At 62.6% G+C, this 15,305-nt stretch carries 7 protein-coding genes; all 7 read right to left on the bottom strand.

What is annotated here, in order from left to right; translation table 11 throughout:
- Position 1 precedes the first annotated feature (1 nt).
- The 7 genes from NR101_RS13520 to NR101_RS13480 all read right to left on the bottom strand — a co-directional run bounded on the left by NR101_RS13520 (position 2) and on the right by NR101_RS13480 (position 15,180).
- A complete protein-coding gene (locus NR101_RS13520) occupies positions 2-1,153 on the bottom strand; it encodes a PilW family protein (protein WP_256776184.1) in 1,152 nt (383 codons plus the stop codon).
- A gap of 35 nt (positions 1,154-1,188) precedes the next feature.
- Positions 1,189-1,653 (bottom strand): type IV pilus modification protein PilV, encoded by a 465-nt coding sequence (gene pilV / locus NR101_RS13515; RefSeq protein WP_256776213.1) that lies wholly within the window; start codon positions 1,651-1,653, stop codon positions 1,189-1,191.
- Entirely contained in the window at positions 1,653-2,171 is a 519-nt protein-coding gene (locus NR101_RS13510; RefSeq protein WP_256776185.1) for a Tfp pilus assembly protein FimT/FimU, read from the bottom strand. Before NR101_RS13510 ends, pilV begins: the two co-directional genes overlap by 1 nt.
- Positions 2,172-2,387: 216 nt before the next feature.
- Positions 2,388-3,776 carry a nucleotide 5'-monophosphate nucleosidase PpnN gene (ppnN, locus tag NR101_RS13505; protein WP_256776186.1) on the bottom strand — a complete coding sequence of 463 codons (1,389 nt, stop codon included), beginning with the start codon at positions 3,774-3,776 and terminating at the stop codon, positions 2,388-2,390.
- A gap of 254 nt (positions 3,777-4,030) precedes the next feature.
- Complete coding sequence (locus tag NR101_RS19020) at positions 4,031-11,479, bottom strand: calcium-binding protein (protein ID WP_306175532.1); 7,449 nt, start codon at positions 11,477-11,479, stop codon at positions 4,031-4,033.
- A gap of 120 nt (positions 11,480-11,599) precedes the next feature.
- Positions 11,600-13,021, bottom strand: coding sequence for an HlyD family type I secretion periplasmic adaptor subunit (locus NR101_RS13485; RefSeq protein WP_256776187.1), 1,422 nt, complete (start codon positions 13,019-13,021; stop codon positions 11,600-11,602).
- Positions 13,018-15,180 (bottom strand): type I secretion system permease/ATPase, encoded by a 2,163-nt coding sequence (locus NR101_RS13480; protein ID WP_256776188.1) that lies wholly within the window; start codon positions 15,178-15,180, stop codon positions 13,018-13,020. Before NR101_RS13480 ends, NR101_RS13485 begins: the two co-directional genes overlap by 4 nt.
- Positions 15,181-15,305: the final 125 nt, after the last annotated feature.

Raw genomic sequence — 15,305 nt, 5'->3', positions numbered from 1 at the left:
CTCAGTTGCCGAACAGGCGGTTACGGATCGCCACAGTGCTTTGATAAACGGCGCGCAAGCGGCCATCGCTGGGCGCGGTGAAGGTAACGCCCATGGTCGTCAATGCTGCGTCGCCAGTGGCCTGCTTGGCCGAGGACGGGTCCGGACTGGAGACAACCATGCCTAGCTGCACGGCGCCCACGCGACGCCATGCGGCGACTGGATCGCTCATCGATTCCTGGACGTCCTTGGCGGTCCCCTGTCGATCGATGTAGCCGGTCGGGGACACCGAAGTGAGCTGTCGATCCTGCCCATACAGCAACTGCAGGTTTTCCACGCCTTCCACGAGGGCTTCTGGGGTGCCGACGATCAGGTTTCCGTTGGGGCCTGCGCTGAATCGCACTCGATAGAGCGACGACTGGGCAGTGTCAGCGTCATAGCCCACATAGAGCACGATGCTCTCGGCGCGGTATAGCATTGCCTGGCCGGTGGTGTACAGGCTGGTGAATACCCCGGCATTATTGGGCGCGTCGCCGAAAGTCACGCTCGCCGCCCCCGTGTCCACTGCGCGCGCCTGGAACACGGTGGCCGACAGGCAGTCGGCCACACCGAACAAGCCTGCGTTGGTAACTCCGCTCTGCAGCACGGCCAGACGAGACGCATCAAAGTTGAATACCGGGCGCTGCGCGTCACCGGCGATGGAGGTGACCGGCACACCATCAGGCATGAGAAAGCGCAGTGCTACGATGTCGCTGCCGTCAACCCGGTTGGTCAGCGCCGCGGCCACGTCGCTCGGCAATGCCGGGCTGTACGCGGTACCGCCCGTGGTGGGCGTCGTCGAGAGCGCGACCGCTTTCCCAGGCTCCGTATCGTTCGCCTCATAGCCCTGGATGGAATGGGTAAAATCGAGCGACGGATTGGCGCTGATGTTCAGCGTCGAGTAGAGCGAACCAGGATTTTGCAGGGTATGCGCCTGGTCGTTGATGCAGCCGAAATGGCCGGCCATGCGCAGATCGCGCTGTAGGCTATCCATCGCAAAGCGGCTGTTTTCCTGCACGCGGGCCAAGCCCTCGGACAGGCGATAGGCCTCACGGGAAGCGGAAAAAACCTGAACCACGCCGAGCATGACGATCAGACCGATCACCATGGCAATCATCAGTTCGACCAGAGACATACCGGTCATTCCGCCATGTGTACGCAGGGAGCGGCTCACAGGCGGGTACTCGCGGTGAAGGTGGTGTCGGTGGCATCCGGCCGCCAGCGCTCGTCACCCCAACTGATGTTCACAGTGACCACATCGCCATTGCGGGCGACCGAAGCACTGGCATTCTCGCCGAGCGCCTTGCCCAAGCGGCACCGCCAGTCTTTCATCACCTTGTCCTTGGTGATGGCGGCGCCTGTGGGAGACTGGCAGTCAGCTGATGCCGTGGTGGCCTGATAGTTGCCCACGTAGAGCGACGCGGCGACCCGGTTGATGCGGATCTGGTCGAGCAACTCGTAGCTGAGGTTGGTTGCCTGGGTCCGGTAGTTGGAACTCTGCACGAAACGCACGCTCATGGTCTGCAGCAGGGCAAAACCAAGCAGGCCAAAGCCCAGGATGACGATGGCGATCAGCACTTCGATCAGGCTGAACCCCCCTTGTTGTGACGCCAGAGAAAAAGTACGACGCCGCATCATGCGCAGGCCTCCTTGTGCAGACGGACCTGTCCGGTGGGCGAAATGGTGAAGCGGCGCTGCAGAAGTTGCGACCCGCATTCATCTGGACGCAGCGTGATGTCCTCTGCGGCACCGGCGCGGCTTCGGCCACGCGCATCGAAGGATATCGATAACGCCTGGTCCGCCACCCCCAGCATGCTCTTGCGGCCTGCAGAGAAACGCAGGGGGGTATCGCCCTTGTCGAAGCTGCCGCTGCCGTTGACGTCCGCCCAGACCAGCCAACCGTCCGTCCACGCTGCGCCATCACAGGAAGTACCGTCTACGGACGCACATACGCCGCCACCGTGCGTGTTCTTCACGGCTTCTGAACGGGCCAGCGCCAAGGCTGCGATGAGCTCATTGGAAGTGGTCGCCATGCGGTTGGACCGCAAGGTCGACTGGAAACTCGGGTAGGCGATCGCCGACATAATGGCAACCACCGCGATGGTGATCATCAACTCGACCAGCGTGAAGCCCTTGGAACGGCGTACAGACATGGAACGCTCCCCAGCGTGATGACACAGAAGATGAACGACCTGATGCCTGACGGCAAGTAGCTTCAGGACGAACGGTCGCCCCGAGGCGACGGGCGTCAATCAGTTGACGGGCACCCGGCGTCTCCAGGGCAGCGGAGCTCCCCGCCCCGCCCTCGCCCCGCCCTCGCCCGGCCCTCGCCCGGCCCGGTCAGCCGGGCCGGTGCAGCCCGCCTGCGATCAGGCCAGGACCTTGTAGCAGGGCTGGTATTCGCCGGAGATCTTCATCCGGCGCTGCTCCACGAAGCCGCGCAGCAACTCGTCCAGCGCCTGCATCATATCGGCGTCGCCATGGATCTCGAACGGCCCGAACTGCTCGATGCGGCGCATCCCGTCTTCCTTGACATTGCCGGCCACGATGCCGGAGAACGCCCGACGCAGGTCGGCAGCCAGGGCATGCGGCGGACGGCCGTGGTGCAGGTCGAGCGCGGCCATGGCTTCATGGGTGGGCATGAACGGCTGCTGGTACTCCCACGGAATCTCGATGGACCAGTTGAAGAAGAAGGAGTCCTTCTGCTCCAGGCGATGCTCGCGCACGCGCTTGATGCCGGCGGACATGCGCCGTGCCACCGCGACCGGGTCGCCGATGATGATCTCGTACCGCGCCGCCGCGGCCTCGCCCAGGGTGAGGCGGATGAAGCGGTCGATCTGCTCGAAGTACGGCGCCGCCACGGTCGGGCCGGTGAGGATCAGCGGGAACGGCAGGTCCTTGTTTTCCTCGCGCAGCAGGATGCCGAGCAGGTACAGGATCTCTTCCGCGGTGCCCACGCCACCGGCGAACACGATGATGCCGTGTCCGATCCGCACGAACGCTTCGAGACGCTTCTCGATGTCCGGCATGATCACCAGATGATTGACGATCGGGTTCGGCGACTCGGCGGCGATGATGCCCGGCTCGGTCAGGCCGATGTAGCGGGTGACGTGCTTGCGCTGCTTGGCATGGGCGATGGTGGCGCCCTTCATCGGGCCCTTCATCGCGCCTGGGCCGCAGCCGGTGCAGATATCCAGCCCGCGCAGGCCCAGCTCGTAACCGACCTGCTTGGTGTAGAGGTACTCATCGCGACCGATCGAATGGCCGCCCCAGCAGACCACCAGGTTCGGGTCGCCCGGGTTGAGGATGCGCGCGTTGCGCAGCAGCCCGAATACCGCGTTGGTGATGCCCTCGGACGATTCCAGTTCGGCCGCATACTGCGGGCCCATCTCGATGGCCATGTAGGCCAGGTCGCGGACCACGGCGAACAGCAGCTCGGCCACGCCGCGGATGATCTCGCCGTCCACGAAGGCCATCGCCGGGGCGTTGACGAGGTCGATGCGGACGCCGCGATCCTGCTGCGCCACCTGGATGTCGAAATCCGGGTACAGATCGCGCGCCGCGCGCGGATCGTCCGAGGCACTGCCACTGGTCAGCACGGCCAGCGCGCAGCGGCGCAGCAGCTCGTGCATGCCGCCGCCGGAAGCGTCGCGCAGGCGCGCAACCTCGGCCCGGGACAGCACATCCAGCCCACCGCGCGGGTAGATCCGCGCGTCCTGCACCGGCAGCGTCCGCGCCGGGGTTTCGGTGATCTTCATTTCCATTCTTTTCGCTTCCTCAAGGTAGACGACTGTACTGCTGCCCCCTTAAAAAGCAAAACGGCCGGGAAACCCGACCGTTGGATGCGTTTTTACGCCGGCAGGCCGTTTCAGGCCGCAGCGGTGCGCTTTTGATTGCGCAACCTTTGAAATATACATGTTTCACATATGTAGAGCAAGGCCTTGACCTCGCCGCCCGGTCGACAATCGTTCCGACCGGGCCGACACGAGGCCGGCCCGGTCGGGACGCACCACTACAACGCCGCGATCTGGATGTGGAGCTGTGCCGAGTGAATCGACGGATGCAGATACGACACCGGCGGTGCTGCCCCGGAGGCATGGGCCAGACTCTGCACCAACAACGCGGCTTCGCTACCGGGCACCGGGGTGCCGGATGCGAAGCTTTCGATGTCGTCGGCGCTCCACTGATTGCCGTCACGGTCCGTGATCCAGTCCACGCGGTTGCTGCTGTCGGTGTACCAGTCCTTGACGGTGACACTACCAGCGCCGTCCGACGTGGCTGCTACCAGATCGTCGCCCGAACGGCTGATCTGAAGGTCGGCGAGCAATACGTCATGGAACATGAGCGTGTCATCTCCCCAAGTATCCGCGTTGAGGATGAGATCGTGACCTTCTCCTGCGCGCCATTCGTAAGTGTCATAGCCATCGCCACCGATCAGCGTGTCATTGCCAAGACTTCCATTCAGGCGGTCATCGCCATCGCCGCCGTCAAGCAGGTCGTCGCCGGCAGCACCGAACATGTCGTCGTAGCCGCCAAGGCCGTAAAGCTCGTTGTCCAGAGTGCTGCCGACCAGGGCGTTGTCGGCTTCGTTCCCGGTTCCGACCCGCGCGTTCCCATTGAGAACGAGGACCTCGATGCCGTCGCCCAATGCGTAATCAATGCTCGCGACCACGGTGTCATCGGTCCTGTCAGGATGAACGCCCACCTCCGGCACAAGCGCCGGATCGATCGGACCGGACCAATCCGTCACCGCTGCCGCTGCCGCTGCCCGGGCAGCACTCCGGGATAGAGCGCCACCGTCACCGTCAGTATCCACCACCGTATCGCCGATGCTGTCGACGTAGTAGAGATCGGCGCCGCCTCCGCCCTCCATGTAGTCATCGCCCGTGCCGCCGATCAGCGTGTCGTTACCCCAGCCGCCGATCAGTGTGTCGTTCCCGGCACCGCCGTCAAGCCAGTCATTGAGCGACGACCAGACATCCTGCGCCGTACCGCGGAGGATGTTCGCCCCGGAGTTGCCCACCAGCACATTCAGAGAATCCCCGCCGGTCACGCTGAGATCTGCCGTTCCCTGCAGGAACACACGTTCGATATTCTGATGCGTGGTGTAATCGATGCTCACCAACGCCGTGTCGATACTGTCCTCGTAGAACCCTTCATACCTGTCAGCCGGTTCGATCGCCTCGTCACCGACATCATCGATTACATAGGTATCGTCGCCGGCCCCGCCGATCATTCGATCGGCGCCGAGACCGCCATCCAGCATGTCGTCGCCATCACCCCCGCTAAGAGTGTCGTCACCGGCCTTGCCATACAGAGTGTCATTGCCGACTCCGCCTTGAAGCAGGTCACTACCATCACTGCCCGTCAGCACCTTGTCCACCAGCACGGCATGCGCCTGCAGCCAAGCTGGATCCCATTGAGTCCCATCGCTGAAGACCACTGACTCCACGCCCGACGCACTGTTGAAATGGTCGTGCACTCGGACGAGATCACCACTGTCCAACCGCAGCAGAAGGTCATTCCCGATCCGCTCGATGTTGACCTCGCTCGCCTTCACGTCTGGGTTGAAACGGATCTGGTCGAGCCCGCCTGCGTCCTGAATGTGCTGCACACCATAGCCTTCCCCAAATACATAGATATCGTCTGCCACGCCTCCATTCAGCCGCCGACCAAATATGTGGAACTGATCAAACGTATACAACGGACCTGAATCAAACCATGTACTGGCATTGCGGGCGCCATCGACCTGGACCGCTCCATCCTGGATTCCAAGCACATAGCCACCGTGCTCGCCAGGAACCCCCGACAGCACGCGTCCGTCGATATGGACGTAGAGGATCGGCAACTCATCGCCAAGGCGATCGAGCAACTGGGACGCCGTCCAAGTTGTGCCGTCGGCAAATCGCAGTGCATCCACGGATCCACCCGCATACCAATCGGTCTGTGCCCTGAAATGATCGATTACAACGATACGATCACTTGTGCCGACAACATCGATTACCAGTGCATCTCCGGAACGCGCGAGCCGAACATCCTGCGCAGCCACGTCGGCGCCAAACTCGATGACGTCGTAGTCGCCCGCTTCGCTTTCCCAATTGTTGATGAAGTCAACACCGGACCCACGACTGAATCGGTAAACGTCGTTGCCGGCATCGCCGTGCAGGTAGTCACTTCCAGTGCCGCCCTCCAGAACATCACTGCCCGCGCCACCACTCAGTTCGTCGTTGCCCTCGCCCCCAAGGAGCGTGTCATCATGATCCAGCGCAAGCAGGTAGTCGTTGCCGCCCAGCCCTTGGTACAAGTCTCCGTCGGCGTGAAGCCCGTATTGGTAGTCGTGATACTGCGTTCCCTGCATGGACATTGCAGCCAGCGTTGAGGCTGACCAGAACGTCCCATCGGCAAAGCGAACGCCTTCAAGGGACCCGGGCCATCCAAAGAAATCAGCGATAGTCACAGCGTCATCGGTACCCACTACCTCCAGGATCAGGTTGTTCTGATACTCATCCCCGCCGTTGTTCTTCTCACGCCGAACACGAATCTGGCCTGCTTCAATCGTGGCATCGAACTGTAAAATGTCGATGTCTCCCGAGTTCCCGCCGTAGTCTGTAACCCTGTCGCGCCCATCGCCCCGCCCGAAGCGGTACGTGTCGGATCCGTCTCCTCCGTAGAGGTAATCCCCATCCTTCCCTCCGATCAGGATGTCGTCGCCCGCCTCGCCGTATAGCGTGTCAATTCCATCACCGCCCAGCAGTGTGTCGCGCTCTCCCCCACCAACCAGCTTGTCATTGCCGGTTCCGCCATCCATGTAATCCGTGCCACCACTCGGGTCGTACGGGAAACGATACTCCCCATCCCCATACAGTTGATCGTCACCGTCACCGCCATACAGGCGATCATCGCCACTACCTGCACTCAGCAGATCGTCGCCGATGCCTCCATAGAGCCGGTCATGTCCGTTGCCGGAGTAAAGACGGTCGTTACCGCCGTAGCCGTTGAGTACGACGCCCTCGGTGTCGTAGTTCTCGATTCTGTTGTCGCCGGCCCACAGGTCGGACTCCTGCAGCGGGGTACCGTCACTGAAGGTAAGGAGCACAGCGGCGAGAGCGGGGTCGTAGTACCCCAGCACCGTCAACGTCTCGCCCGTCTCGACAAGTCGCAATTGGAGATCGACACCATTGCGCCCGAACTCCACGTCCACACCCGAGCCGATGCCCTGGAGGTGCACACGCCGTTTCGCCTGCGCATCGCCGGCGGCAATGATGTCATTGCCCTTGCCCTGCCCCCAGCGGAACGTGTCGCTGCCAGTGCCGCCGTCGAGCGTGTCATCTCCTGCACCACCGTCCAGATCATCGTCGCCGGCGCCACCGTACAATTGGTCATTGCCTGCGCCTCCCAGCAGACGGTCGTTGCCCTCGGCACCGCTCACCACATCATTGCCAGCGCCGCCATCGATCTGATCGTTTCCTGCGCCGCCATCCAGCACGTCATTGCCCGCACCGCCCAGCATCACATCGTCGCCGTCGGTGGCGCCTTCGGAAGGCTTGCCCGGCAGGCCCATCACCGGGCCGCCGCCGAAGTCACTGGCGCGAAGCACCGTCCCATCGGCGAATTCGACGATGTGGGTGCCATTGGTGGAGGAAAGGAATCCTTCAAGCACCAGGGTGTCTATGCCGTACGGACCAGAGAAGGAGATGCTGATGGACTGGCTGTCGAATTGAATACTGGCGGCTGCGCGTGTGTACCCGGACCCGGCCAGGAAGCGGATCGTGTCACTTCCGGCACCGGATTGATCCAGCTGGACAATGCGATCGTTTCCGAACCCGATACCAAATTCATAGACGTCGTTGCCTGCGCCGCCATCCAGTTCGTCGCTGCCCAGGCTGCCCACCAGACGGTCGTTGCCGGCCAGGCCGAGCAGACGATCGTCACCGGACCCGCCGAGGAGCGTGTCATTCCCCTGCGTACCCGTCAGCGTCTCACCGTCGTTGCCGCCAGTGATCGGCTCGCCCATCCCAACGCCGCCGCCACCGTTGCCTTCGGCCATTTCCGCGACCTGGTCGCCCGTCAACAGCAGTGAGCCAAACTGGAAGCGGTCAGTTCCCTGCGCGCGGAAGAAGTTCTGTATCAGCAGGCTGTCGGTGGAACCATCGATCTGTATCCGCAGATCGAAGCCGCCAGTGCGAATGAACCGGAACGAGCTCGGCGCGAGTTCCGCGGCAAACGCGTAGACATGCGCCGCGCCTTCCGCCGCCTTGGACTGCACGACGTCCTGGCCGAAGCCGGCAGCGAACTCGAAGCGATTCTCGCCCAGCCCGCCATCCATCACGTCATTGCCCGTACCGCCGACGAAGATGTCATCGCCGGCCCCGCCAAACAGGGTGTCGTCGCCATCACCGCCATCGAGACGGTCATTGCCAGCGCCACCGCTAAGGCCGTCATTGCCGGCGCCGCCGTTGAGCACGTCGTTGCCCGCGACTTCGCTGTTCGGCACATCACCGAACAACTGGTCATCGCCGTCGTCGCCATTCAGAAGATCGTCGCCACCACCGCCGACGAGAATGTCGTTGCCACGCCCGCCTTCCAGCAGATCGTTGCCCTGCCCGGCCCCCTCTTCAAAGCCGTCACCGGCCAGATAGTCATTGCCATCGCTGCCGAACAGCTTGTCCGCGCCAGCACCGCCGAACAGGGTGTCGTCGCCTTCACCACCATCCAGGAAGTCGGCTCCCTCGCCGCCCTGCAGCTCATCCTTGCCATCTCCGCCGCGAACGCTGTCGTTGCCTTCCTCGCCCTTGAGGATGTCGTTGCCCGCACCACCCTCCAGCACGTCGTTGCCCGCACCGGCCCACAAGTGGTCATCGCCGGCTCCACCGTCCATCGTATCGTTTCCTTCATCCCCGACCAGCTGATCGTTCCCCTTGCCGCCGATAAGGACATCGTTGCCGTCTCCACCCCAGAGGGTATCGTCGTCATCGCCGCCATCGAGCAGGTCGTTGCCACCGTTGCCCGACAGCGAATCCTTGCCGGCGCCGCCGAACAGGCGATCGTCGCCTTGATAAACGGTCGACACGTACGCTTCGGCCCCATCGCCGACCAGGATGTCGTCGCCGTCGCCACCACGCAGCTCGTCGCTGCCGCCGAACCCAAACAGGATGTCATTGCCTTCGCCGCCATCCAGCGTGTCATTCCCGTGGTCGAACCCACCGCCGACGGAGGAATCGCCCTCCAGGCGATCATTGCCGGCGCCGCCGATCAGCGTATCGCTCCCGCCGTCCCCGTACAGCTGGTCGTCGCCTGCACCGCCGTCGAGGTAGTCGTTGCCGGCGATCGTGTTGAGCTCAAAGCTGAATGCCGTGGCGAAATCCAATCGGTCCCCCTGCAGGATGTCGTCGCCATCGCCGCCGACGAGGGTGTCCGCCCCACCAAGGCCGAACAACTTGTCGTTGCCATTTCCACCATAGATGACGTCATTCCCATCTCGTTTGGCGGCGCTGGAAAGCAGCCTCGACAGGATCTTGAAGGCTTCCGTGCCGACGGTAAACTCGTCTCCCAGAATCAGATCATCGCCATCGTCGCCGTAGAGAGTGTCATCATCGGCACCGCCCACCAACAGGTCATTGCCGGTGCCGCCATTCAGCAGGTCGTCGCCCTCGCCGCCGTAGAGGATGTCGTGACCGTCGCCGCCCAGCAGTTCGTCGGCCTGCCCCGGATAGATTTCCGGATCCAGGTATTGCTCCCAGTGATTCGACCCGCCCGCTACGTCGTTCTTGAAGACCGCGTACACATTGAAATCGAGCAGCAACGACGAAGGATCCTCGAAACGGGAGTTGGCTGCGCCCTGGATAGCCCAATTGGCCCCATGGGTAAGGAAGAAGGGACTCGACTCCCAAAACTCGTGATATTTCTCGCCGTCCTTATCCCAGCCTGCCAGGATGGGCGCGGAAAGCAGAACATCATTTCCGCTTCCTCCGCGCAAGCGGTTGACCCCCGGCCCTCCCAATACCAGATCATCGCCTGTACCGCCGTCGATCCAGTCGTCGCCATAACCGCCATCGATGCCGTCATTGCCCCCCATTCCATTGAAGAAGTCGTTGCCACTAACTGGATTGTCCTTGGGCTTTCCATCGAAGCCAGCGACGTCGTCGCCATTGGTGAAGTTGACCGGATTCTCCGGCGTGCCCGGCTGCCCAAGATCAGGCAACGTTATGCCAAGGTCACCGTTCTTCCACTGATTCACGATGATGCGTGCCCCAGTCGCGGCATGCCGGATGATCAGAGCCCCAGCGGCGTAGCTGATCCTGAGGGTACCGTCGGCGTTATCCCAGGCAGCCGGACCGAGCGCGCGATGAAGCGATGCCGTGTCAATTGCGTAGCCGTCGATCTGAATGACGCCGACGCCATCGCTGTCGATGATGACGTCCTCGCCGCCCTTGATCATCTCTTCGCTCTTGAAGGCGTAGGTATCCATACCCTCGCCACCCTCCAGGGTGTCCCTGCCCAGACCGCCTTCGAGGTGGTCTTCTCCCGCACCGCCCCTCAACCGGTCATCGCCGCCCTCGCCTCGCAGGATGTCATTACCGCTGCCACCGCTGATGTAGTCCCCGAGCTGGCCACCATACAAGGTGTCATCACTGCCTCCCCCGGTCATCGAGTTCTGCTTGTCCTGGGCGCCTATCAGGTAGTCATCTTCGTCACTGCCCAAATGCAGTGTATAGCCCAGATTTGGAGCATCGGCTCCGCCGTTTTTGAGGATTGCTGCGCGTAGCGCTGTCTGTACATCCTGCGGAGACTCACCAAAAAGAGTCTCGAACAATTGATCGACCATCTCATCACCGCCCAGCCCGATCACTGCAACGGCGGCGGCAAGCGCGCCGATCACGAGCAGCGGTGATCCGGCTAGCGCAGCAGCTCCCATGAGTGCCGTTGCGGCTTGGCCGATAAGCACACCTACTGCAAGCTTGACCGTGATTTCAGCCAATTCACGACCATCATTCTCCGTTGCCGCCTTGAATACGTCGGCCACGGTAATAACCTTGCCAACATTGCCGAATATCTTGCTTAGGCCTGCAGCCCCTTTTACGCCGAGTTCGTCACCAATATCGACAATCTCAGCACCATAGCTAATAACGGTTTTGCCCAGATCAATATCGTCGCCAAGCGCGATTGCGTCTGCCATACGCTCCAATCGAGCACGGTCATCTGCGGCCCATTGTGCAGCCAGCGCTGCCTCGGCCATCTTGCCTTGGGCTCGGAACCGCTCGGCAAACGTTTCCGCCAAGTCCGCATTCTGTTCAGCGATATCGGCGTAGATTCTTGCCGTCGCAAGCTGGTCCAAGGTGCCTGCATCCCGCATCTCCTCGATGCGTTCGACCTGGCGCATCAAATTGCCGGAAAGCGCACCCGCCAACTCCGCCATCTGTAGGCCCATATCGGGCGTGCTGCCGTACCACATCTCTGCCATGTCGCTTCACTCCATGAGGCTGCATTGAGGGATTTGCCGCGCGCGATAGCGCCACAGCGTCGCTTGGATACTGCAAGAACCTACTCATTTACGAAGCAGCGGCCGCGCCAGCGCGGCCCATCAACGCTCGCGCAGTGACTCATCCACGTGCTGCTGCAGCGGGCTCAGCAGGTAATCGAGCACCCGCCGCTTGCCAGTCTTGATCTCGGCGCTCAACGTCATGCCTGCCGACAGGTTCACTTTCACCCCGTCGATCTGCAGCGTGCTGCGTTCCAGATGGATGCGGGCCGGGAATACCAACCCGAGCTGTTCGTCCTGCGCCGCGTCATGCGAAATGCTGGTTACCTTGCCGGTCAGGTAGCCGTAGCGCGTATAGGGAAAGCTCTCGACCTTCACCGTGACCGCCTGCCCCGGCCGAACGAAGCCGATGTCCTTGTTCAGTACGTTGGCTTCAATCTCCAGCGCTTCCTCGCTGGGAACCACGGCGAGCAGCACCTGCGCAGGCGTAACCACGCCCCCTACACTATGCACGGCCAACTGCTGCACGGTGCCAGCAACCGGGGCGCGCAGGGTCATCAACCGATCGCGCTGCCCGGCCTTGGCCAGATCGGGCGCTGCCTGGCCAATCTGCTCCTCGGCGGTGCGCAGACCATCGAGCGTCTGTTGGCGGAAGTCGGCGACCAGCACGCGAAGTTCCTCGCGCGCAGCGACCAACGACGAGCGTATCTCTGCCGCGCGATTGCGCTGCACCGCAAGATCGCGGTCGGCGGCAATACGCTCCTGCTCACGCAGCAGATAGTCATGTCGCCCGACATAGTTACCCTCTACCAACCGCCCATAGTCTTCCGCACGCAGGCGGGTAATCCGCGCCGACTCGGCCATCGGTGCAATCGCCGCCTCGGTCGTGTGCAGCTCTGCCTGGCGCTGTTCGATCACCGCCAGCAGGTTCTGCCGGCGCGCCTGCAACGCGTCATATTGGCTACGCGCCAGGGCCAACTCTGCGTCGACCCGTGCGGGTGGCAGCCCTTCCGTCGCGCCAAAGGTCGGCGCATGCCCATCCTGCACTGCCAGAGAAAGCGCGCGCAGACGCAACGCGGCCAGCTGCGCATTGAACAGCGTCTCCCCCGCTTTGTCGTGATCGGCAGCGGTGCCGGTCGTATCCAGCTCGACCAGCGGCTCACCCGCCGCGACGACCTGCCCATCGCGAACCAGGATGCGGCGCACCACGGCAGTCTCACTCGGCTGCACCACCTTGGTCCGCGAGTCGACCACCGTGCGGCCCGATGCCACCGCGACAATATCGACGTACCCCAGGAAGGACCACAGCAGCGCGATGCAGAAGAAGGCAATCAGCACCGCCATCGTCCACCGCGCGGTCGGTGAGACGGGGCGTTCGACCAGCTCCAGGTGCGCGGGCAGAAACTCGCGGGCCTGTTGCTCCCGCGCCGGCTGCTCAAGCCGATGCCGCTCCTTCCAGGCATGGCGGATGACGACCGCATAGCGACGTGCAAACGCGCCCACTGCCTCGATGACGTGCTTCATGGCGTGCCCTGCTGCAGGCGGTTGAGGCGTGCGTAATGGCCATCCACGCGGTCGACCAGCTCGGCATGGGTGCCGCTCTCGACGATGCGTCCCTGGTCCATGACCACGATGCGGTTCGCATTGCGAACGGTCGACAGCCGATGGGCGATGATGAGTACGGTACGGCCGGCGCAGATGCTGCGCATGTTCGCCATGACTGCGTGCTCGGACTCGTAGTCCAGCGCACTGGTGGCCTCATCAAAAATGAGGATGCGTGGGTCGCCGACCAGCGCGCGCGCGATGGCCACGCGCTGCCGTTGGCCGCCGGATAGACCGGCACCCTGCTCGCCAACGCGGGTGTCGTAGCCCTCAGGCAGAGCCGAAATGAATTCATGGGCCCCGGCCAACGTAGCGGCTTGGATCACCCGCTCAAGGGGCATGCCAGGATCGCCCAGCGCGATATTGTCGCGGACCGAACGGTTGAACAGGAAGTTCTCCTGCAGCACCACACCTAATTGCCGGCGCAGCCATGCCGGGTCGGCAAGCGCGAGGTCCTGTCCATCGATCAGCACCCGGCCACGCTCCGGCACATACAAGCGCTGGACCAGCTTGGTCAGCGTGCTCTTGCCAGACCCCGAGCGCCCGACGATGCCGATGACCTCGCCTGCCTGGATATCCAGGTCGATGCCGGCCAGTACCTCCGGAGCGTCCGGACGGTAGCGGAATACGGTTTTCTCGAACCGCACCGCGCCCCGGATAGGGGGGAGTGCCATCCGGCTGCCCGGCAGCTCGGTTCGGGTATTGAGAATGTCGCCAAGACGGTCGACGGAGATGCCCACCTGCTGGAAGTCCTGCCACAATTGCGCCAGGCGGATGATCGGTGCGGCCACCTGCCCCGACAGCATGTTGAATGCGATCAACTGGCCCAGGCTGAGCTTGCCATCGATGACCAGCCGCGCTCCGAAAAACAGAATGGCAATCGCCACCAGCTTCTGGACCAGTTGCACGCCCTGCTGACCCAGCGTGGCGATGCGGGTCACCGAGAAGCCGGCATCGACATAGCCCGCGAGCTGGTTGTCCCACGTACGGGTGACGCGAGGATCCACCGCCATCGCCTTGACGGTACCGATGCCGGTGACCGTCTCCACCAGGAACGCCTGGTTGTCGGCGCTACGCGCGAATTTGTCGTTGAGCCGGCGCCGCAATACCGGGGTAATGCCCGCAGAAATCAACGCATACAGCGGCAGTGAGATGACCACGATCAGGGTCAACCAGCCGCTGTAATGGAACATCACGGCAAGGAAAACCACGGTAAACAACAGGTCAAGCAGCGACGTGAGCGCCTGTCCGGTAAGGAACGTGCGAATGTTCTCCAGCTCGCGGACACGAGCAATGGTGTCGCCTACCCGACGCGATTCAAAATAGGCCAGCGGAAGCGCCAGTACATGGCGGAACAGGCGGGCGCCGAGCTCCACGTCAATCTTGCTGGTGGTATGCGACAACACGTAGGTGCGTAGGCCGCTGAGCACCACCTCGAATACCGCCATGCATACCAAGCCGATGGCGATGACATCGAGTGTGGTCCACCCCCGATGCACCAGCACCTTGTCCATTACCACCTGGTAGAACAGCGGTGTAACCAGCGCGAACAGCTGGATAAAGAAGGAGACGATCAGCACCTCGACCAGCAGCCGACGGTACTTGATGACGGCAGGAATGAACCAGCTGAAGTCGAATCGCGCCAAGTCGCCCAGCACCGACGCCCTCGATGCCACCAGCAGCACGCGCCCTGAGTAGCGTGAGGCCAGCGCTTCCTGTGTGATCGTCTTCGGTCGGCGCTCAAGCAAGTCGTGGATCATGGCTTTTCCATCGCCTACGCGAGCGATGATGAAGGCATCACCATCCTCGCCGATCGCCATGGCCGGTAACGCAAGTTGACCCAGACGTTCCAGAGGTACCGTGGCCGTCTTCGCCTTCAAACCCAGTCCGCGCGCGGCCAACACCAGCGCCGCATCGTCGACCTCTCCGGCCACCTGCCCGGTCTGGTGCAGCAATTGCGCGGCATCCGCTGCGATGCCATGAAATTGTGCGAGCAACACCAATCCACGCAGCCGTAGATCGTCGCCCGCCGCTCGACTTGCGTCATCCAACCGGGATGACACCACATTCCCTTGAAGCATCTTCGTCCTTAAGCGCGCCCCATCTTGTGGGCGCGCATCCCCTTGGCGCGGATTGTGAAATCTCTCAGAAAGACTGTCAACAGATTGCCGATCAAAGCCAGAGCCATCAGTACGGGTAACGCACC

It is taken from the genome of Stenotrophomonas sp. Ste86 (assembly GCF_024519465.1).
Lineage (GTDB): Bacteria > Pseudomonadota > Gammaproteobacteria > Xanthomonadales > Xanthomonadaceae > Stenotrophomonas.
Note: the sequence above shows the minus strand (reverse complement) of the source record. Positions and strands in the feature narration are given on the sequence as shown.